At 57.5% G+C, this 19,788-nt stretch carries 14 protein-coding genes and 6 pseudogenes; 14 read left to right on the top strand and 6 right to left on the bottom strand.

What is annotated here, in order from left to right:
- Positions 1 to 119 precede the first annotated feature (119 nt).
- The 9 genes and pseudogenes from nifV (at position 120) to istB (ending at position 7,184) form a co-directional block, all read left to right on the top strand.
- The gene (gene nifV, locus B0G82_RS37310) at positions 120 to 1,256 is read left to right on the top strand and encodes a homocitrate synthase (protein WP_121311294.1); all 1,137 of its coding nucleotides are present in this window, start codon (positions 120 to 122) and stop codon (positions 1,254 to 1,256) included.
- A 42-nt stretch (positions 1,257 to 1,298) separates the two neighbouring features.
- Positions 1,299 to 1,636: pseudogene (locus B0G82_RS37305) on the top strand (nitrogenase-stabilizing/protective protein NifW).
- A 14-nt stretch (positions 1,637 to 1,650) separates the two neighbouring features.
- Positions 1,651 to 1,749: pseudogene (locus B0G82_RS40870) on the top strand (nitrogen fixation protein FixA); the annotation flags it as partial.
- Positions 1,750 to 1,902, top strand: a pseudogene (locus B0G82_RS40865) (FAD-dependent oxidoreductase); the annotation flags it as partial.
- 16 nt (positions 1,903 to 1,918) lie between these two features.
- Positions 1,919 to 2,217: pseudogene (locus B0G82_RS40860) on the top strand (ferredoxin family protein).
- Between the two features lie 77 nt (positions 2,218 to 2,294).
- Positions 2,295 to 2,780: a hypothetical protein gene (locus B0G82_RS37285; RefSeq protein ID WP_121311293.1), complete on the top strand. Its 486-nt coding sequence runs from the start codon at positions 2,295 to 2,297 to the stop codon at positions 2,778 to 2,780.
- Between the two features lie 1,147 nt (positions 2,781 to 3,927).
- The gene (locus B0G82_RS37275) at positions 3,928 to 4,707 is read left to right on the top strand and encodes a helix-turn-helix domain-containing protein (protein WP_121311292.1); all 780 of its coding nucleotides are present in this window, start codon (positions 3,928 to 3,930) and stop codon (positions 4,705 to 4,707) included.
- Between the two features lie 75 nt (positions 4,708 to 4,782).
- Positions 4,783 to 6,417, top strand: a complete 1,635-nt coding sequence (istA, locus tag B0G82_RS37270) for an IS21 family transposase (RefSeq protein WP_116116776.1) — start codon at positions 4,783 to 4,785, stop codon at positions 6,415 to 6,417.
- Complete coding sequence (gene istB, locus B0G82_RS37265; RefSeq protein WP_116116777.1) at positions 6,414 to 7,184, top strand: IS21-like element helper ATPase IstB; 771 nt, start codon at positions 6,414 to 6,416, stop codon at positions 7,182 to 7,184. Before istA ends, istB begins: the two co-directional genes overlap by 4 nt.
- A 387-nt stretch (positions 7,185 to 7,571) precedes the next feature.
- Here istB and B0G82_RS37260 read toward each other — a convergent pair.
- A pseudogene (locus B0G82_RS37260) lies at positions 7,572 to 8,012 on the bottom strand (LysR family transcriptional regulator); the annotation flags it as partial.
- Between the two features lie 516 nt (positions 8,013 to 8,528).
- Between B0G82_RS37260 and B0G82_RS37245 the strand changes: the two are divergent.
- The 3 genes from B0G82_RS37245 (at position 8,529) to nodU (ending at position 13,099) form a co-directional block, all read left to right on the top strand.
- The gene (locus B0G82_RS37245; protein WP_116140763.1) at positions 8,529 to 10,541 is read left to right on the top strand and encodes a carbamoyltransferase; all 2,013 of its coding nucleotides are present in this window, start codon (positions 8,529 to 8,531) and stop codon (positions 10,539 to 10,541) included.
- 184 nt (positions 10,542 to 10,725) lie between these two features.
- A complete protein-coding gene (gene nodS, locus B0G82_RS37240) occupies positions 10,726 to 11,364 on the top strand; it encodes a nodulation methyltransferase NodS (protein WP_105512239.1) in 639 nt (212 codons plus the stop codon).
- The gene (gene nodU / locus B0G82_RS37235; RefSeq protein ID WP_277872818.1) at positions 11,342 to 13,099 is read left to right on the top strand and encodes a nodulation protein NodU; all 1,758 of its coding nucleotides are present in this window, start codon (positions 11,342 to 11,344) and stop codon (positions 13,097 to 13,099) included. The genes nodS and nodU overlap by 23 nt, the downstream gene beginning before the upstream one ends.
- 202 nt (positions 13,100 to 13,301) lie before the next feature.
- Here nodU and B0G82_RS37230 read toward each other — a convergent pair whose 3' ends face one another.
- The 3 genes from B0G82_RS37230 to B0G82_RS40230 are packed head-to-tail and all read right to left on the bottom strand — an operon-like array spanning position 13,302 to position 14,669.
- Positions 13,302 to 13,745 (bottom strand): hypothetical protein, encoded by a 444-nt coding sequence (locus B0G82_RS37230; protein ID WP_120291344.1) that lies wholly within the window; start codon positions 13,743 to 13,745, stop codon positions 13,302 to 13,304.
- A gap of 49 nt (positions 13,746 to 13,794) precedes the next feature.
- The gene (locus B0G82_RS37225; protein WP_121311291.1) at positions 13,795 to 14,385 is read right to left on the bottom strand and encodes a helix-turn-helix domain-containing protein; all 591 of its coding nucleotides are present in this window, start codon (positions 14,383 to 14,385) and stop codon (positions 13,795 to 13,797) included.
- Positions 14,382 to 14,669, bottom strand: coding sequence for a hypothetical protein (locus B0G82_RS40230; protein ID WP_199730247.1), 288 nt, complete (start codon positions 14,667 to 14,669; stop codon positions 14,382 to 14,384). Before B0G82_RS40230 ends, B0G82_RS37225 begins: the two co-directional genes overlap by 4 nt.
- A 693-nt stretch (positions 14,670 to 15,362) precedes the next feature.
- Between B0G82_RS40230 and B0G82_RS37215 the strand changes: the two genes are divergently transcribed.
- Positions 15,363 to 16,661 carry a cytochrome P450 gene (locus tag B0G82_RS37215; RefSeq protein ID WP_116140757.1) on the top strand — a complete coding sequence of 433 codons (1,299 nt, stop codon included), beginning with the start codon at positions 15,363 to 15,365 and terminating at the stop codon, positions 16,659 to 16,661.
- Positions 16,662 to 16,828: 167 nt separating this feature from the next.
- Here the strand turns inward: B0G82_RS37215 and B0G82_RS40855 are convergent.
- Positions 16,829 to 17,292: pseudogene (locus B0G82_RS40855) on the bottom strand (transposase); the annotation flags it as partial.
- A 289-nt stretch (positions 17,293 to 17,581) separates the two neighbouring features.
- Here B0G82_RS40855 and B0G82_RS37210 point away from each other — a divergent pair.
- A complete protein-coding gene (locus B0G82_RS37210; protein WP_121311290.1) occupies positions 17,582 to 18,682 on the top strand; it encodes a porin in 1,101 nt (366 codons plus the stop codon).
- Here the strand turns inward: B0G82_RS37210 and B0G82_RS37205 are convergent.
- Positions 18,679 to 19,770 (bottom strand): IS630 family transposase, encoded by a 1,092-nt coding sequence (locus B0G82_RS37205; protein WP_121311289.1) that lies wholly within the window; start codon positions 19,768 to 19,770, stop codon positions 18,679 to 18,681. The two genes, B0G82_RS37210 and B0G82_RS37205, sit on opposite strands and share 4 nt — an antisense overlap.
- Positions 19,771 to 19,788: the final 18 nt, after the last annotated feature.

Raw genomic sequence — 19,788 nt, 5'->3', positions numbered from 1 at the left:
CGATGCACCGCCATAACCCGACATTGTGCCGGTCGACATCCCGCAAATTGTGCCCCGACTGTAGATGCTCGCTTGGCACAACGCTTGCAATCCATCGGCGACAACTCAAGAGACCTGACATGCTCAATCCGATCATCAATGACACAACGCTTCGCGACGGCGAGCAGACCGCTGGCGTCGCATTTCGCACTGAGGAAAAATGCGCAATCGCCGCCGCACTGTCGCAGGCCGGCGTGGCCGAACTCGAAATCGGAATTCCTGCCATGGGTGAGGACGAAATGGCGTGCATCGCTGCAATCGTCGACCTGAACCTCGACGCTCGCCTGATGGTTTGGGGGCGCCTCACCGACGAGGATCTCACCGCGGCATTGCGTTGTGATGCCGATATCGTTCATCTCTCGGTTCCCGTTTCGGATATTCATTTGCAACACAAGCTGCGGCAGTCGCGCAGTTGGGTACTGGCGCAGATCGCACGCGTCGTCGGCGAGGCAGCGAAAAACCATCCCAGAATTTCCTTGGGCATGGAAGACGCCTCGCGCGCGGATCCCTCATTTCTCGTAGAAGTGGCTCAATGCGCGCAGCAGCACGGCGCCCAGCGCGTGCGCTTTGCCGACACTGTCGGTATCCTGGACCCCTTTAAGACCTTCTACGCCATTGCAGCGCTACGCGTTGCCGTCGATCTGGAGATCGAAATACATGCGCACGACGACCTCGGGCTCGCCACAGCCAACACACTAGCCGCCCTTGGGGCCGGCGCGACCCATGCGAGCACCACCGTCAACGGGTTGGGTGAGCGCGCCGGCAACGCAGCGCTGGAAGAAGTCGTGATGGGCGCACGGCACCTGCTGCGACGAGAAACTGGCGTCGACACCAGAGCGCTGCCCGACATTTCGTCGTTAGTCGAACAAGCCTCAGGCCGCGCAGTTTCCTTCAACAAGAGCATCATCGGTAGGAACATCTTTACTCACGAGTCGGGCATTCACACCGACGGCCTCGCGAAGCACCCCACGACCTACGAGGGATTCGATCCGGCAGAGCTCGGCCGGCAACGGTCGACGATACTCGGGAAACATTCTGGATCTCAAAGTGTGCGTGAGGCCTACGACGCACTAGGCGTGAGGGTGTCGGAGCGGCTCATCCCGCTCCTGCTTGCGCGCATCCGCTCTTTCGCCACGCAGTACAAGCAGGCGCCGAATGCAACCGATTTGCGCCGCTTCCTGACCCAAACCCGCAGCACGCGGGTGAAAGTCTCGTGAGTGTGGTTATGGCGGCCGAACTTGTCCAATAGAAGTAACGACATGCAAGAAGTTATCGAACAACTGCGTCACCTGTCGTCGGCCGAGGATTTCCTGCGATTCTTCGACATCGCATTCGACGAGAAAGTGGTGAACGTGAGCCGCCTGCACATCCTCAAGCGCTTCTTTCAGTGTATCGAGCAACAGAAAGAACTGCCGTGTAACAGCGCGACGGCCGTGCTCGCCGTTTACCGATGCTTACTGCAGAAGGCCGACAACGACTTCGTTGTATCCACGCCCGCGAAGCAAAAGGTATTCAAAGTTTTTTGGAAGCGGACGGTCGGCGGCTCGTCTCAGTTGACGACCTGCGCGCGTCGCTGCCGGCACGCGGCGGCGCCTGACCTGGAGTACCTCAATGCATATTGTCGTCTGCATCAAGCAGTTCCCGGATTCCGTGCAGGTCCGGGTTCACCCTGTCACCAACACTATCGTGCGCCAGGGTGTTTCGGCGATACAGTTCTTTACAACATACCCTGATCTCGTCGCTCAAGCGGCCCGCACCATGATTACGGTAAATGGCGTCGACAAAAAGACCAGAAAGCACGAGATCATGGCCAGTCTCCGCAAAAATCGCTCGCTGACCGGGCTGGTCAGCGACGCATACAAATTCGGAGAGCCTTCTGATGAAAACGGTCACTGTCAATATCGAGGAAAAGCTGTTTCAGAACCGCTACCGCGTGGACGTCGGGGCGCCGCACGTCCACATCAAAAGCATTGAAGTCTGCACCAACGACTGTGCCGAAAAAACTGCACGTTCGTGTGCCCGGTCTCCTGTTATCGGAAGGAGAGCAACGGCTCGGTCACGCAGATTACCGACGGCTGCCTGGAATGCGGTAGTTGCCGCATTCTGTGCACGGACCATCACAACCTCGAATGGGTGTATCCGCACGGCGGGCATGGCATCCAGTTTAAGTTCGGGTAGACAAACATATCCATCGTCACATCGGCTTCCGCGCGCCGCAAAAGCGGCCGGACGCCTCACCATATCGGAGTAAATTGTTGAATCTCATTACTGGTATCGAATCGACCGATCTGTTTGGCGGCAACGTCCCCTCCCCCGTGCTACAGTTGATCGAGACAACCCGCGGCGGCAGCAATCACGATGTGGCCGCCGCGTTGTGGACTGCGGTCCTGTCGTATCCGCGCTGCCTGCCATCCTACTATCTGCTGTATAAGTTCCATGCGAACCGGGGTGAACTTGGCGAGGCGCAGGAGGTCGCGACCAAGGCTTTGGCGGCCGCCGCCCGGCAAGCGTCGCTCGACAGCGACTGGTGTGCGGTGCAGCCGGGCGACACCGACTTCACCATTCTTGGTCCGGGCCGCTTCTGGCTCTTCACACTGAAGGCGCTCGCGTTCATCAGCGTGCGGCGCGGTGAGCGCGCCGTTGCACTGAAGCTGATCGCCAAGCTGCGCAGGCTGGACCCGCTCGATTGCATAGGCTTGGACGTCGTTGAAGCCTTGCTCGCACAGTCCGGGTCCCGATAATCGCCGTCGGAAGATCAACTGACAGATCGACAATATGCCCGCGGCATGGCTATGGTAGAACTCCATTGCAGTCCATGGCGATCGTTTCAGCATCGCTTCAGTAGTCAAAGCTGACGCTCACCGCACACTTCGCGCGGGCGCGCACGCAGGGCTACCTAGACAGCCAGATCTTCATTCTAGCCCGAAGCAATCCGCGAAATCGGCACAATCGCCGCTGAGCTCGGCTGAGAAAAGTGAACGCCAACATTCCGTAAAATTGAGGAATGGAGGTATTGATGAACCGAATCCCCAAGGCTGTGTACACTGTTACGTCGCACTAAATTTGGGTTTCAGCGGAGCTGTTCGTCTCGGTATCAAATAGGATAAGTTGTAGCACGCCGCCTTGAACATCATGAGATATGTCGGACGTGAAGAAGGCCAGTACTACTCTGTTATCGTGGGAAGTGACGAAGCCCCACACGAACAACAAACCAGACCGGCCTATGCCTCGAATTGTATTCGCGTTTCCTGTTCTTGAACGACATCTCAACGCGGCCGATCGCACGCCACAGGTCTATCGGCCCGTCGCTTGCGGGCACTGCGGCTGCTCGGGCGTGTGGTGTCACGGCCGCTATCACCGCAAGGCTGACCGCAGCGCCGCCGGTGATCTCAATCCGGTTCCCGTTTTGCGCTTTCGCTGTCGAGCCTGCAGCCGTACGTGTTCGCGCCTGCCGCTGTGCATTGCGCCCCACCGCTGGTACAACTGGGCGCTCCAGCAGCAGGTCCTGCTTCTGCTGTTTGCCGGCTGCTCGCAGCGCCCCGTGCCAGCGCGATCTTCGCGCTTGGTCGGCATACGGTACGGCGCTGGTGGCAACGCCTCGGCGAATGCAGTCTCACCTTCGAATTCTATTTGCGTAGCCGTTTCGGCCAACTCGGGCGCTCAGTCGAGATTGCTGAATTCTGGTTGCGCTGTCTGCAGCGCATGCCGCTGTGTGAGGCGATGGCCTGGCTCGATGGCGACGGTGTTTGCGTCCCGTGATCAACGGCTTCTGAACGGGTGCGCGACGGCGTAATTCCTGTCATTCCGGCTATCCACACACTTTGCCCACTCGCGCCGAATTCGGATCGCGGTTCTCATGGTTGCTCCCTTTTAACAATTGGAGTGCGCATGAAGGACATCGACCCGAAGGCCCTGTTTCGCCTATCTGTACTCGGACCACTGGTCAGTCGGGAACGGCTTGATCGTGGCGATTTGCAGAAGATCATCCGGCAACTGGCTCAGCAGGAGTACGCCATTCCGGGTTCCCGCCGACACCACATCGGCGAGAAGACGCTTCAGTCGTGGTATTACGCCTGGAAACAACACGGGCTGGAAGGCTTATGCGGCAAGCCTCGTGTTGATCGCTGGCAATCGAAGCTGCCGCCCGCAGTGCAAGCGGCGATCCTTGCGGCCAAACGCGAGAATCCGCGACGTTCGATCCGCCAGATCCGTCTATTGCTCGAGTCCGCCGGTATCGTGGCGCACGACACGCTCTCGCGCTGCGCCGTTCATCGGCTGTTGCAAGCCAATGGGCTCTCGCGGATCATTGGCTCGGCGAGTTTGCCCGAGGAGAAGCGCAGCTTCGTGGCCGAACACGCCGGCTCCATCTGGTACGGCGATGTTCTGCACGGTCCGCACCTGTCGCTCGGCCGTGGCCGCCGCAAGACTTACCTGGCCTCGTTGATGGACGACGCCTCGCGGCTCATCGCCCATAGCGCGTTCTGTTTCTCTGAGACCGCGATCGACATCGAGGGCGTGCTCAAACAGGCCTTGCTCAAACGCGGCGTACCGAAGATGTTGATCGTCGACAGTGGTGCCGCCTACCGCGCTTCCACACTGCCCGGGCGGTCACCCAAATTCCTCCGGGCGTGGTCACTTCAAACTCCCCCACCTTGCGGTCCGATCTGAGCAGACCGACGTCGCCGATCGCACCGCGTAGCCGGACGTTATTTTTACCTCCTTGGCCAGCCCGGGAGGTGGGAGTTGAACGTCTTGAAGCCGCATCAGCAAAGTACGGTGTTCACGTTGCTGGAACTCAACAAGAGCCAGCGCGAGATTCATCGGATCACTGGAATCGACCGCAAGACGATCCGCCGTTACATGGCGATCTTCGCTGCACGCGCAAGCGCGTCCGCAAATTCCCCCACTGCGGTGACCATCGGCTCGAGGCCACCAGATCAAACTCCTCCACCCCCGCGACCACCGGCTTTTGAGGTCGCACCGGCCGGGACACATAACTTCGATTTTGCCCGCTCGTTGTGCGAGCCTCACCGGCAATGGATCGAAGAGCAGGTCCGCCTGCAGCGAAACGCTCAGGCAATTTACCAGGATCTGGTCGACGAGTTTTCGTTCGCTGCGAGTTACGAGAGCGTCAAACGGTTCGTGCGCGCGCTGCGACACGTCGATCCCGAGCAATTCGACCGGCTCGATTTCCTGCCCGGCGAGGAGGCCCAGGTCGACTATGGCGAGGGCGCTCCGACCCGCGATCCAAAGACTGGACGTTATCGGCGACCGCGGCTATTTGTGATGACGTTGCGTTATTCGCGCCACAGTTTCCGGCGGGTTGTCTGGAAATCCGGGCAGGAGGTGTGGGCGCGACTGCACGAAGAAGCGTTCCGCTATTTCGGTGGTTGTGTTCATTACGTCGTCCTCGATAACCTCAAGGAAGGGGTTATCACACCGGACCTGTACGAGCCGGAGATCAATCATCTTTACGCTGCGATGCTCGATCACTATGGCGTGATCGCCGATCCTGCACGCGTCCGCGATCCGAACCGGAAGGGTACGGTTGAGAACGCGATCCAGCATACGCAAGGCACCGCGCTGCGCGGCCGGAGTTTCGATTCTATCGAAGAGCAGAACGCGTTCCTTGTGCGCTGGGAGGCGAACTGGGCGTCAAAGCGCCTGCATGGGCGCGCTCGCCGCCAGGTCGAGTCGATGTTCGAGGAGGAGAAGCCGCACCTCCGAGCATTGCCGCTGACTGCATTCCGTTACTTCAAGCAGGTCGTTCGCACTGTCTCCGACGATACGACCGTCCGGATCGACCATAGCTGGTACGCAGCCCGTCCCGCCGCAATCGGCAGCACGGTGCTGGTGCGCGTCTTCGATTCAACCATTGAAGTTCGGGATCGACAGACACAAGCGCTGTTACGCATCCACCCGCGTTTCACGGAGCCCGGTCAATTGCTACTGCCCGAGGACGAGCGTCCGTTCAATCCGTCCCGGCAAACCGCCTTCCTGCTCTCAGCCGCAGGCGACATCGGTCCGCAAACGAAGGCACTTTGCCAGCGAATGTTTGAAGCCCAGGGACGCGTTGGCCAGCGGGGCATGTGGGGCATCGTCGGTCTGGCAAAGAGATACCCGGCCCGCATCGTCGAGCAAGCCTGCAGCCAGGCACTGCAGTACCGCCTCCAATCCTACAAACAGGTTCGCAAGCTGGTCGAGCGACTGTTCGAGCAGGCACTGGAACAGCTTGATCAGGCGCCCCAGGTCGCTTTGCCTCTTACCCAGAATCACGCGCTAATCCGTCCAGCTGCCGAATACGGTGAGCTGTTCAGCCTCGGCGCACGACAGCAACTCAACCCATTGTCGTTGAACAACGGAGAGACCAACGAATGACCATGTCGATGCCAGAAATCGAGCGTTCGCTCAAACAGCTCCACCTGTCCGGCGTGCGCGACACGCTGGAGACCCGCATACTGCAGGCACAGGCGGCAAATCAACCGTTCATCGAAACCTTCTCGATCATTCTGCAGGACGAACTGGATCGTCGTCAGTCCCGGCTGATCGATCGTCGGCATAAACAGTCGGGCCTCGACGAGAAGCTCACGTTCGCCGAGTTTGACTGGACATTCAATCCAAAACTCCCTCGGCAGGCCTGTCTGGAGTTGCGAACGCTGAAGTTCGTTTCTGCTGGCGAGAACGCACTTCTCATCGGCAAACCCGGCACTGGCAAATCGCACATCGCGAAGGCCGTCGCGAATCAGGCGGTGATGCAAGGCTACAAAGTACAGTATCTCGAAACCGACGACTTCTTCGCCCGCTTCAATCTCAGCGAGCCCGAGCAGCAGGAGAAACGCCTGCGCACCATTCTCGACTGCGATCTGCTAGTTCTGGACGACCTGTTCCTGTCGCGATCGATTCCAGATGCCGCTGGTGCGCTGCTGCAGACCCTCGTCCATCAACGATACAAACTACGCCGCAGCACCATGGTCACGTCCAACCGCGTCGTTCAGGACTGGGGCGCCTACCTCGGCGATAACACCATGAGCAGCACCATTCTCGACCGACTCATGCACCACTGTCACTCGCTTGAATTCGACGGCCGAAGTTACCGGCTGAAGGAGGCTGCTGAAACTCTTGCGCGCAAAACCAAAGCGAGCTAAAAAACAATCTTGTCCTGCTGCCGGGTGGAGGAGTTTGCGCGACCACAAGTGGGGGAGTTTGAAGTGACCATCCGGGCACACTGCAAGGCATTTGCGCACGGCTGTCGATCAGGCTGGTTCATTGCAGGCCGTATGCGCCTGAGGGTTATGTGCCGGCCAAATATATGGCGCGGCGAACGGCCAGAAGTATGCAACATATTTTAAATCGTTCGATACTGGTTCGCCCATGTTTTCAAAGGAGGGCAAGCCATGTTGGAAACCCTATTCACTCGCCCTTGTCATCTGGCTCGACACTGCTCAAACCCGTTCGCCGCATCGATAGATCAGTATCTCGAACATTGCCTGGAACAAGGCTATCCACGGTCGTCATTGAAGAAGATCGCCTGGGTCGGCTTCGCCGCGCCGGAGAACCTCATCGGGGTCATCGGCAAGTGGTAGCAATTCGAAGCCGACGGCGGGAGCTTCCCGTGCAATACGCTCCACGATCTTTCGAAAAAATACGACTGCCATGAAATCGGAAAGGATGATCCTGAAGCGGCGATCCGATTTGGCCGGGTTGAAGACGTCCCGGGAAATAACGGAGAGCTGGATGTGCACCAGAGCCTCGCGGATTGGAGCAGCGAGCCCTTCAGCACGCGGTGTGGGGACAAGTTCCCGGCCCCTCATCGTAAACAGTTCATCGCAGAAATAGGCGCGTAGCCGGGCGACGGCCGCGCTCATGGCCGGCTGGCTCAGGTTGATGCTGCGTGCCGCCGCGGTGAGGTTACGCTCGGTCATCAGAGCATCGAGCGCGACGAGGAGATTTAGATCGAGGCCCTTGAAACGCATGATCCCAACTTATCCATAGTGTGGATGTGTTCCATCAAAACAATCGATTTCACGAATTGTACAGTATGGAGGATAGTGTTCCTGGTACATCCGATTGAGTTTCGTCAACCTGCTGGCGCCTTCGTGGTGCCGGGGTAGCGGATGAAGTGTGCGGTAGAACTGAGCGAAGCCGAGCAAATGACGTTGCAGCAGTCGTCGATCAATCACATGCGTCGGTAGTCTTCTTCGCGGGCCCGCCGCATGCTTGGCAACGATTTGGGATTTTCTCCAGGTTCCAGCGCCTCAGCTTTCTGGTCGCGTCATCCTTCAGCGCCAGGAAACGCGACCACTGGACCAAACGGTACGGAATTTTCATGAATTGCGGCGCCATTTTGCAGACGGACCCTACGCGAGATTCTTCGGGGCTGGTGAGGTCTGACTGGTATTCGCAGCGGCGAGCGATAGCCTACCTTACTTAGGTGGTACGGGTTCGAGTCTTGCCAATAGGGCCTTCCTCCCACAATCAAGGAGAGAGACATGCTGTGCTTAGGAGTGAGCGGCGGGCTGGACAAAGTTCATGAAAATCCACTCGAACTGCCGAACACATTTCTGCACGATGGCGCTGCGGTGCTTGTCCGGGACGGACGCGTAATAGCGGCCGTCGAAGAGGAGCGCCTCAACCGGATCAAGCACTCTAACAAGTTCCCGAGCAGTTCGATTCAATACTGCCTTGCATCCGCAGGGATTCAGCTCAGCGATATCGACCGCATCGCGTTTTACGCTACCGAGGCCTATTGCAACGTCATGCTCGAACGCCTGTTCCTGTCCCAGCCGAACATCTCCATTCCGGTGGATGCCAAGCTGTTTCTGCGTAAGTTACTAATGCAGGAGTTCGGTACCGAAGTCGATCCTTCGCGAGTCTCATTCGTGAGTCACCATCTGGCGCATGCCGTGAGCGCGTTTGCGATGTCTGGATTCGAGCAAAGTCTGATCCTCGCGGTCGATGGCGGTGGTGATTTCCTCTCGGGGCTTTTGGCGCTCGGGTCCGGAACAGAAATTACGCAACTCGCGACTTTCGCAGAGCATAATTCTCTAGGGCTGTTCTATCTCGAAACAATCCGGTATCTCGGTTACGGCTTGTTCGACGAATACAAGGTCATGGGGCTTGCACCTTATGGGGACCCCGCTCCCTATCGCGGGCTCTTCGAGCAATTCTATCAACTCTCCGCCGACGGTGAGTACCGCGTCTACCTGGACCGCATCGGTCCGACGTTGCTCCGCAGCATCCAGGTCCGGCGAAAGGGAATGCCATTCACACAGCAGCATCGAGATGTGGCTGCTTCATTGCAGGAAGCGCTGGAGCGGATCGTGTTTCACATTCTCCGCCATCATCGCGAGGTCACCGGTATGAAGCGGCTGTGTATAGCCGGAGGAGTAGCTCATAACTGCACCATGAACGGTAAGCTGCTGTATTCGGGACTTTTCGAAGACATCTTTGTGCAGCCCGCAGCGCACGACGCCGGTTGCGCATTAGGCGCCGCCCTTATGATGTCAAACGACTTCGGTCAGCCCGCGCCGCGTGAGCGATTGCAGGAGGTCTATTGGGGGCCAGATCTTGGGAGCGATCTAGTCGTGGAGCAAGAATTGAATGCGTGGGCCGGACACCTCGACGTTGAACGCAGTGATGACGTGGCAGGCAGAGCAGCCGACTGGATGGCAAATGGCGCCGTGATCGGCTGGGTGCAGGGTCGTTCGGAGTTCGGGCCACGCGCGCTTGGCAACCGCAGCATTCTTGCCGATCCCAGGCCGACCGCAAACAAGGACCGGATCAACGCCATGGTCAAGAAGCGCGAGGGTTACCGACCGTTCGCGCCATCAGTGCTGGAGGATGATGCGCACGAATTTTTTGACCTCCCAGAGGGTACCCGCGAATTCCCTTTTATGAATTTTGTAGTTCGCGTGCGCGACTCCAAGCGTGCCTTGCTCGGCGCCATCACGCACATTGACGGTACAGCGCGGCTGCAAACAGTATCGCGGAAAACCAATCCCGCCTACTGGGAGGTTATTAATGCGTTCAAGAAGCGGACAGGAATCCCAATTCTGCTCAACACTTCCTTTAATAACAACGCTGAGCCAATCGTAGATTCGGTTGCAGACGCGATTGCCACATATCTGACGACAGAGCTGGATGGACTTGTGGTCGGGCCGTTCCTCGTCAAAAAACGGCCCGCAACGCAGGAACATTGGACTGCGCTCGCGGTTTCACTGCCGCCCTATGCATCGCTCTATCGAATCCGCGCTCACACAGCGCGGGATCGTCAGGAGACGGTATGCGAAATTCGCACCGGCGGCTCCATCTGTGACAGTGTGCGCATTTCACATGAGTTGTTCGATATGCTAATGCAGATCGAAGGCGAAGCCGTGCTCGGACATCTTCTCGATACAATTACGCTTGAGCAGACGCGACGTGAAACCCTCGTCAAGGAACTGCGCGGATTGTGGGAACAGCGTCGGGTTCGACTGCATCCCTCACGGGCGTTGTCACGGTAACGACGCCCTTCCAATGAGTGGCTGAAGGTCTGAAGCTGCGTAACAGCCCTCGCGAGCTATTTTTTCTGGAAGTTAAACAATAGCGTTTGGTCGCCGTGCAGTTCTCGTAGCAACACGCCTGTTTTCAACGGAGCACCAGTCCCGGCCCAAGGTCCGGATACTTGCAGCGGCGAACCATAAAGGTATGGCGGAATTGACACATCAAACGAACTTCGAATTGCTGCGCCGGGAATTGGACACAGACGATCCATGGCGGCTCGACAACAATCCGTTTGAGCACGAGCGCCACAGGCAAATGCTTCGGATGGCACTTTCGCAGGGATCTGTCACAAATGCGCTCGAAGTCGGATGCGCCGGCGGAGCCTTTACGGAAAAATTGGCACCGCACTGCCAACGGCTCACCGTGATCGATATTGTGCCACGCGCAATTGCTAGGACACGCGAACGGATGATGGACCCACCACACATCAATTGGATCGTCTCCGATGTCCAGCATTTTTCGACTGAGCAACAGTTCGATCTGATCGTGGTGGCGGAGGTTCTCTATTACCTCGACGGCAGCGTCGAGGTGCGCGCCGCTGTCCGCAATTTAGCACGGATGCTTGCGCCCGGTGGACAGCTGGTTTTCGGATCGGCACGTGACGCCAATTGCCGGCGATGGGGCCACGTTGCCGGAGCCGAGACGGTCATAGCCATCCTGGAAGAAGAGCTGGTTGAGATCGATCGTTTGAGCTGCGTCGGTCAGTCGTTGAATGAAGACTGTCTGCTCGCCTGCTTTCGCAACGGGACTTCTCCTTCGTGTGGACCAACTTACCAGCGTTAGGCAGGGAGATATTATGCGCATCTGTGGGATCAAACTGACACACGACGGAGCGATCGCCCTTGTCGAGGATGGAAAACTCGTTTTTTGCGTGGAGCAGGAAAAGCGAGACAACAATCCGCGGTATCAGGCGATCGACGACCTCGACGCGATCACGATCGCATTGTCCGAGCATGGTTTCCGTGCGCACGATATCGACCAGTTTGTCATCGACGGCTGGGACGGGGTAGTCGAGTCGCAGTTTCGGGTCCTCAGTGGGTCGCTTCCCGTCAGCCTAAAAGGGGCCCCTTATGCCGAACGCCGAGCCGATGATCTGCTCGCTTCGCTCGACGGCTCCGGACTGCTTGTCGGCGGCCACTCCTTTCCTTATAAAAGCTATCCTCACGTGTCAGGCCATGTGGCCTCCGCGTACTGCACCAGTCCCTTCGCCCAAAGCGGGCAACCTGCATTCTGTTTGGTGTGGGATGGTGGCATCGTCCCACGGCTCTATCATGTAGAACGCCACCACGCCCGCCATGTTGACTGCCTGTTCCCCATGATAGGTCACATCTACGCCGCGGCGGGTCATCACTTTGGTCCTTATAAGAAGCCGGGCGGCGCCCGGTGGGATCTGGGTGTGGCCGGCAAGCTGATGGCTTACATCGCGCTGGGCTCCGTTGACGAAGATATCGTTGAGGTATTTCGCGGGCTTTATCAGGCACGCTTTGCTGGCGACGCGGAGTGTGCGCAAGCTTATCGCGAGAACATCCACAGCGCGGACGCGTCACTAGCGGCTGTAGGAGAGTTCTTCGAAGCTAGCGCGCTGCGACTGGAAGCCAGGCCATCCGAAGACGTACTCGCCTCGTTCCATGTATTCCTCGAGCGTCTTCTCGTTCATGAAATGGGTATCGCGCTGCAGCGCCATTCGATTCCGGGGCCGAGAAATTTGTGCATCGCTGGCGGATGCGGGCTCAATATCAAATGGAACAGCGCCCTGCGCGCGAGCGGTTTGTTCGACGCAATCTGGGTACCGCCGTTTCCCAACGATAGCGGGTCGGCGATCGGCGCCGCTTGTTGCGCGCTGGCAGCTGAGAAGGGCTTCGTGCCGCTGGAGTGGTCGGTATATAGCGGACCGGTCTTAAAAGGTTGCCAAGTACCGCCCGGATGGACGGCGTCTACTTGCTCCATTGCAGAACTCGCCAGCATACTCGCCAGTAGCAAGCCCGTCGTTTTCCTTGCCGGCCGGGCCGAGCTCGGACCACGAGCATTGGGGGGCAGAAGCATTCTGGCCGCCGCGACTTTGCCCACAATGAAGGATCATCTCAACGACATCAAGTTTCGAGAGCACTTCCGTCCCGTGGCGCCAATTTGCCTTGAGGATCGTGCGCCGACCATTTTTAGCCCGGGGAGCCCTGATTCCTATATGTTGTTCGATCATCAGACGCGCGCGGAATGGCGAGAAAAAATCCCTGCCGTCGTGCATCTTGACGGATCTGCCCGATTGCAGACCATTTCAAGAACTTCCGAGCATCCGGTGGCGCAACTTCTGGTCGAATACGAAAAGCTGACGGGTATTCCGTTGCTCTGCAACACGAGCGCCAACTATCACGGACGAGGTTTCTTCCCGGACGCTGCTTCAGCCTGTGCGTGGGGACGCGTCGAACGTGTGTGGTGCGATGGTTTGTTACTGACCAGGACTGGTCTGTCGCCGTCAGTCGACGAAACACTTTTCGCTACGTCGCCGTTCGAAGATTGCTGACGTTGCAGCTCAGTGGTCAGTACGATGCGGTCAATTGTCCCGGCAGCTCGCTTTATCGCTAAGGTCCGAAGACGATCAGCAGGCCGCCCCTGGCTCGATTTTCGCAAGCACTTATCCCGGGCGGAGGTTGCTCATCGACCCACGGAAGCTCGATGCCATCCTCGGAAATTTTCAAGGTAGTTGTTGCCTCAACGTTTAGAGTTCAGACGGTCTTTCGCTCCTGCTTATCGCGCTGCGGAGTGCCTGGCAGGTTGTGAGTTCGATCCGGGTTCAGATGCACAGTACTTATGCGCTGCCACTTGCGCGTGCGGCCTGTCCATCGCAGCGGATTGCGTTGCCGGGCAGTCTCATAGAGCGCCATGCGCCGATCCAGAATGTCCTGATCAAGGTTGGCATGACGCTGCGCCGGCGTCACGAACAGGATCGCGCTGTGACGATGTTCGTCGTTGTACCCGCGCACCAGTGCGCCCACCCAGGTGCGCGCGACGAACAGGTATCGAACGCCTTGAGCGGGTAAGCGGGCCGGTACTTCAGGGGCTTGAACAGCGACTCGGAATAAGGGGTTGTCGTTGCTCACGCCCGGGCGACTCAACGACGGCATGACACCCAGCGCCTGGAGTGTGGCGAGCATCGCCGTGCCTTTCATCGGGCCGCCGTTATCCGAATGCAGAATCACCCAGTCAGGCTGTATCGCTTCACGCGCGCAGAGGTCCCTGAGAACCTCGCTGGCCAGCGCGCTGCTTTCCTCCGCATAGATCTGTCAACCGACGATCTTGCGTGACTGAATACATCCAGAAACAGGTATAGATAAAAGTACTGCCGACGGATCGTCGTCGGCAAATACGCGATATCCCAGGAATACAACTGGTTCGGCGCGTCGGCGTGAACGGAATGCGGTTTGCTGCGAGCGTGGCCGGCCGTTCGCTGCGCCGGTGGGCGAGTTGTTTCTCGGCCTTCAGTATCCGGTAGAACGTCGATTCGGAGGCGAGATAGCGTTGCTGGTCTGCCAGTCGCGACGCGATCTGGCCTGGCGGCAGATGACCGAATTCGGCCGAGTTCGCGACCACCTGCAACTCGGCGCGTTCGTCGGCAGAAAGCTTGTGACATGCCTCGTGGTGCCGTAACGAGCGCCCGTCCGCCGCGTCAGGTTTGCCGCGTTGCCAGCGCTGAACTGTCCGGGCACTACTAAGCCCCAGCATGTTGCACGCGTGTGCCTGGCGAGCCCCGGCCAGGGTCGCCTCGCTGATCAGGCTGGTCAATGTCTTGCGCTCTTCAGGGCCCGTCATTCGGCCTCGCCCTCGAACAGCGCGCGGTACTTTTTTTGCAGCACCAGTAGCGCTGCAGCTTCAGCCAGCGCCTTCTCCTTGCGGTTCAATTGCGCTGCAGTTGGAGATTGGCCTGCTTCAGATCCCGCACCTCCTGGTGCGCTCTCGCGCCGGCTACCACCGATTCCACCAACGGCGCAGAAGTCCGTTCGCCACTGCGCGAGATGATGCGCAAACAGGCCGCGCTCACGACACCAGCCGTTCAACGATTCGTCGACCAACCCGTGGCTCTCCTGCAAGGCCATCAGCCGTTCCTCCAGCGAACAGTCATCCGGACGCTTTGCATGTCCCGAGCTCGAGCTCCGGTTCGCGGCGGCTGCACCTCCCATCCATTTCGTCAATGTCAAAACATTCACGTTCAATTCGTCCGCTACAGTTCCAACCGTTCGGTTGCCCCCGCAGGACCTTCGAGAGCGCCTGCTCCCTGAACCCGACAGAATACGTCTGCTTCGCCTTCAACTTGCACCTCTGACTCTTCTTGATAAAGAAATTCAGAAGCGACAACTATGACGCCGGAGGATTGTTGCGCACTGGCCCGACAAACAGTAGCCCTCAAGGACCACCTGAGTGAACACTTAACCAAGAAGAGTTGACCTAGATTAAGGGTACACAGGGAGGCAGCGAATAGTATGAAGCAATACGACGGGCGGATATCGACGTCCGTCACGCCAGTTCACCCACAACATTACCGATGCGAACGCTGCAGTGCCTGCGTCAACGGGGGACCAATATGTAGATCTCGGATGACAGCAAGCTCTATACATGAATGCTACTTCAAAGTCCGTGGGAAGGATCTCAGTACACGCGAGCGAGCGACCGTCAAAAGTTGAGACCAGTCATTGAGTCCGCGGAGAGCCCAATAGCGGAATGGGGCAGGAAGAGGCGCCCTTCTCTTGCCTGGATCGTGCCGCCCACCAACAAACCGCACTATCAATATCATGAGCATGCCAAATTACGACCTACCGAAAGACATAGCAAACCATCTGGTTGATCCGCAGTTCTATACCAACCTCAATCGCCTCCATGAAACCTATACTTGGGCGCGTGCAAACAACCCCGTCGGGCGCGCCATGGCGGATGGACATGACCCGTTCTGGGTGGTCACGAAACACGCCGATGTCTCCATGATTTCAAGAGAAAATGCCTTGTTTCACAACGGCGACTATTCTGTCGTCTGCAGGCCAAGAGCGTCGATCGAGCATGTCATTTCCACCACCGGTAGTCCAAACATCGCCCGATCACTCGTGCACGTCGACGGCGACGAGCACAAGAGTCTACGCGCGCTGACGCAGTCGTGGTTCATGCCTACCAGCATTCTCGAGCTTGACGACCGCATTCGATCGCTGGCAAATATAACGATCGCGAAGCTGTTGCATCACAACGGGCAAGTGATCGATTTTGCGAATGACTTTGCATTGCATTTCCCACTGAGCGTGATCATGGATATTCTCGGCGTTCCGCAGGAAGATTCCCTGCGCATGTTGACGTTGACTCAGGAGATGTTCGGAAGCGAGGATGCCGAATACAAGCGCGAAGTGCAGCGCCAAGGCGATGCGAGCAGCGCGATGGGCAAGGCCCTGCTGTCCATTGTGGCCGACTTCAAGGATTATTTTGACCGCCTGACCGAAGACCGCCGGAAGAACCCACGTAACGATATCGCAAGCTTGCTGGCCAACGCGGTGATCAACGGACAGCCTATCGATGAAGCGACCCGTCTTGGCTATTACGTGATCATCGCCGCAGCAGGACATGATACGGTTTCGTCGTCCATATCGGTCGCAATGTGGGCGTTGAGCCGCTTCCCTGAGCTACTGCCGCGACTACAGGCGGATCGTTCGCTGATTCCGCAGTTTATCGACGAAACCCTTCGCTACGCATCGCCGGTGCGTCATTTCATGCGTACGGCGACTGCCGACACCAACGTCCGGGGCCGGACAATCCGCAAGGGCGATTGGCTGATGCTCTGCTATGGCTCGGCAAATCGTGACGAGCAGGTCTTCCCTGAGCCATTCGCATTCAATATCGACCGCAAACCGAACAGGCATCTCGCTTTCGGCGCCGGCGCCCACGTGTGCCTGGGTCAGCATCTCGCGAACATGGAAATGCGCATCTTGTTTGAGGAACTGGTCCCGAGGTTGCGGCTTATCGAGCCGGCGGGCGAAATCGAATTCGTTGCGTCCAGCTTCGTGAGCGGCCCAAAGCATCTTACAGTTCGTTGCGTGGTGCATCCGCGTTGACCCACCGGAGTCTGTAGTTGGAGTGAACCCTTGAGGCTCCGCCTTCACTGCGGAAGTTACCAGGCGGCTACGTACGGGTCCCGGCGTGAAGCCGAATATGAGCTCGGGCTTGACGATGAACCGAGCGTCCTCTTTGCGCACCTCTGCATGCAGCGTGGGTTGTGGCGGCCGCACAGCATGGCGATTTCGGCGAGCAGTACGTTAGCCAGTCGGAGGCAGTGCAGTGTAAGCGGCATTGAGCGCGCGGCTATAGCAATGACAGCGGCATCGCGCGCGTCAATCTAGGCATTGCCATCGAGCAGGTCGGCAATGCGGCGCATAGTGAGGCTGGTAAGGATGCGACTAGGACACCAAGGTCAACAGCAACTGCCACGGACAATGCTTCGATGGTGAGCGTGATCTACGACGAAAAAAAGTTCACCGAACGTCTTCAGTTCGGAGATGAGTGCACAGTTTGGTCTCATCGTCGGGCCGGCGCTTTGTTGTACCAACGCTTTCGGTTTCGGCCGAGGGCTACGGGGTGATGGTGGCCTTTGCCTACGTCAACGCTCATGAATGGATCGACTAAGCGACGTTGTTGGCTTTTCATGCATCGAGGGCTTCGGACGTTGCACGGTTCGGTCTGCAACATCGGCGGCAGGTCTCCGCATTCACGTACCGGATGGCCTACCGATGTTCCGGCTGAACTCCTATTAGCGATCACCTGCCCCACCAAGCCCGGTGCCCCCGGCTCACAACTGCAACTTGGAAAATCATGCCGGGCCTAGATTCCCAATTCTCAATTATCGAGGCGTGAAGAAAATAACGGAGTGCGCATGGCATAGATTTGGCTGTTACTTCATGCAACTCCACTTTCTGTCGGATTTGTTCAATGACCACGATATTGGCTCATCAGAAGCAAAAAGAGATTTGGCTTCCAAATGATAAAATCAGTATGCGCAGTGGTGATGGGAGTGTTTTTTGGATTAGCGTGCTGCGATTCAAACCGTGCGCAGAGTAGCGTCACGCTATATGGAGCATTAGACGTTCTCACTGATATCTCAAATCAGGGCAGAGGAACCTTAACTAAAATGTCGAATGGCGGCACGTTCGGATCGCGGCTTGGCCTTATGGGTAGCCAAGCCTTCGGCGACGGATACAAAGCTATTTTCAGACTTGAGAGTGGTTTCGCGCCTAATACCGGCACCATACAGCAGGGCGGCGCACTTTTCGGCCGGCAAGCGTATGTTGGCTTCGAAGGTTCTGAAGGGACTTTGACTTTTGGTCGCCAATACTCGCCAGAGTTTCTTGCGATGAGTGACAACGACGTTTTTTTAGGAGGCTTAGGAGGGAGCGTCTGGGACGTTGATCGCACTTTGCCTAATGGTACCGTCCAAGCTACGCTCCTTACCGAGGTCATTACGTGCCGCGTTAATAATTCCGTTCTTTACTCATCTCCGAAAATTTATGGATTCTCGGTCGGGTTGATGTACGGTCTCGGCGGTGTTGCGAAATCTACAAGTGGTGGAACAACTTTTAGCGGGGCAATCAACTACACCAATGGCCCCGCAACGTTTCATGCCGGATATGTCTATCAGAGGGACGCATTGGATCGGGGATATTACAAAGCATGGGGTGTCGGCGGTAACTATGGGATTGGGCCGGTAAGAGTGTATCTCGGGTACACTAAAGATGACTATTCTATCATAACTGACGCAGCATCGTTTAATAATTCGTGGCGGTATGCAATTGCCAATCTGGGAGTGAGCTACCAAATTACACGTTCGACCGTTTTAATGGCACAAGTTATAAAATTGATTGACACCTCGAATGGAATTACTCAGTCAAAAAACTCGTACATTGTTGGATTAGGTGTTTTTTATTCTATTTTTAAACAAACCAGTATATATATCGGGTACGCACAAACAAAAAATAAAAATGGGTCCACTTACACGTTGGGGCAAGCCCTATATTACGGGGAACCGGCATACCCCAACACCACGGCACGCGTGCTTAGATTCGGCATGCGAACGACCTTCTAGTGTTCTGTTCCGCTGATTCGCGAACAAAGTCTGTGTAGCTTTTCGAGGATGGAATCAGCGGAAGCGGTCCACATGAATGGTTTGCAGTTTTCGTTGTAGTAGGAAACGAACTGATCGATACGCTTGATCAGTTGTTTGACCGAGCCGAACGAGCCCCTACGGATGGCCTTGTCGGTGATCAGCGCAAAGAAGCGTTCGACCTGGTTCAGCCACGAACTGTAGGTCGGAATGAAATGCATGTGCCAGCGGGGCTTTGCTGCCAGCCACGCCTTGACCTTGGGATGCTTGTGACTGCCATAGTTGTCCACGATGCAATGCACGTCGAGTTCAGCCGGTACGGCCTTGTCGATTTCGCGCAGAAACGACAGGAACTCCTGATGCCGATGACGCGGCTTGCAGGTGGCGAGCACAGCGCCATTGAGTACGTTCAGGGCGGCGAACAGTGTCGTGGTGCCGTGGCGAACGTAGTCGTGCGTGACGCCTTCGACGTAACCGAAACCCATCGGCAGCATGGGTTGCGTGCGCTCGAGCGCCTGACACTGGCTCTTCTCGTCCACGCACAGCACCAGAGCGTTCTCCGGTGGGCTCAAGTACAAGCCGACCACATCACGCAGCTTCTCGATGAAGAACTGATCGGTCGAGAGCTTGAAGCTTTCGCTGCGATGCGGCTGCAGACCCAGCAACTTGAAGTAGCGGTGCACGCTCGTTGGCGAGATGGCAGTTTCGGCGGCAATCGTGCGCACGCTCCAGTGAGTGGATCCATCCGCCGGCTTCGTGTGCAGGGTCTTGTGAATCAGTTGAGCCAGCCGCTCGTCCTCGATCGTGCGTGGCTTGCCGGGACGTACTTCGTCATAGAGTCCGTTGATTCGCTGCTCCAGAAACCGCAGACGCCACTTGCCCACCGTGGCGCGCGTGAGTTGCAGGCGTTGTGCGATCGCGCTGTTGGGTTCGCCATCAGCAGCCGCCAGCACGATGCGCGCCCGCGCGACCAGCGCAGCCGAAATCGAACGAGAACGTGCTATCGACATCAGTTGCGAGCGCTCGTCTTCGCTCAGCACCAGTTCCGCCTTCGGTCGTCCCATTGCCATGCTGACGTCTCCCGTTCC

The organism is Paraburkholderia sp. BL17N1 (assembly GCF_003634175.1).
In the GTDB taxonomy this organism is placed as follows: Bacteria; Pseudomonadota; Gammaproteobacteria; order Burkholderiales; family Burkholderiaceae; genus Paraburkholderia.
The sequence above is the reverse complement of the archived record's forward strand: the minus strand, read 5'-3'. Positions and strand labels throughout refer to the sequence as shown.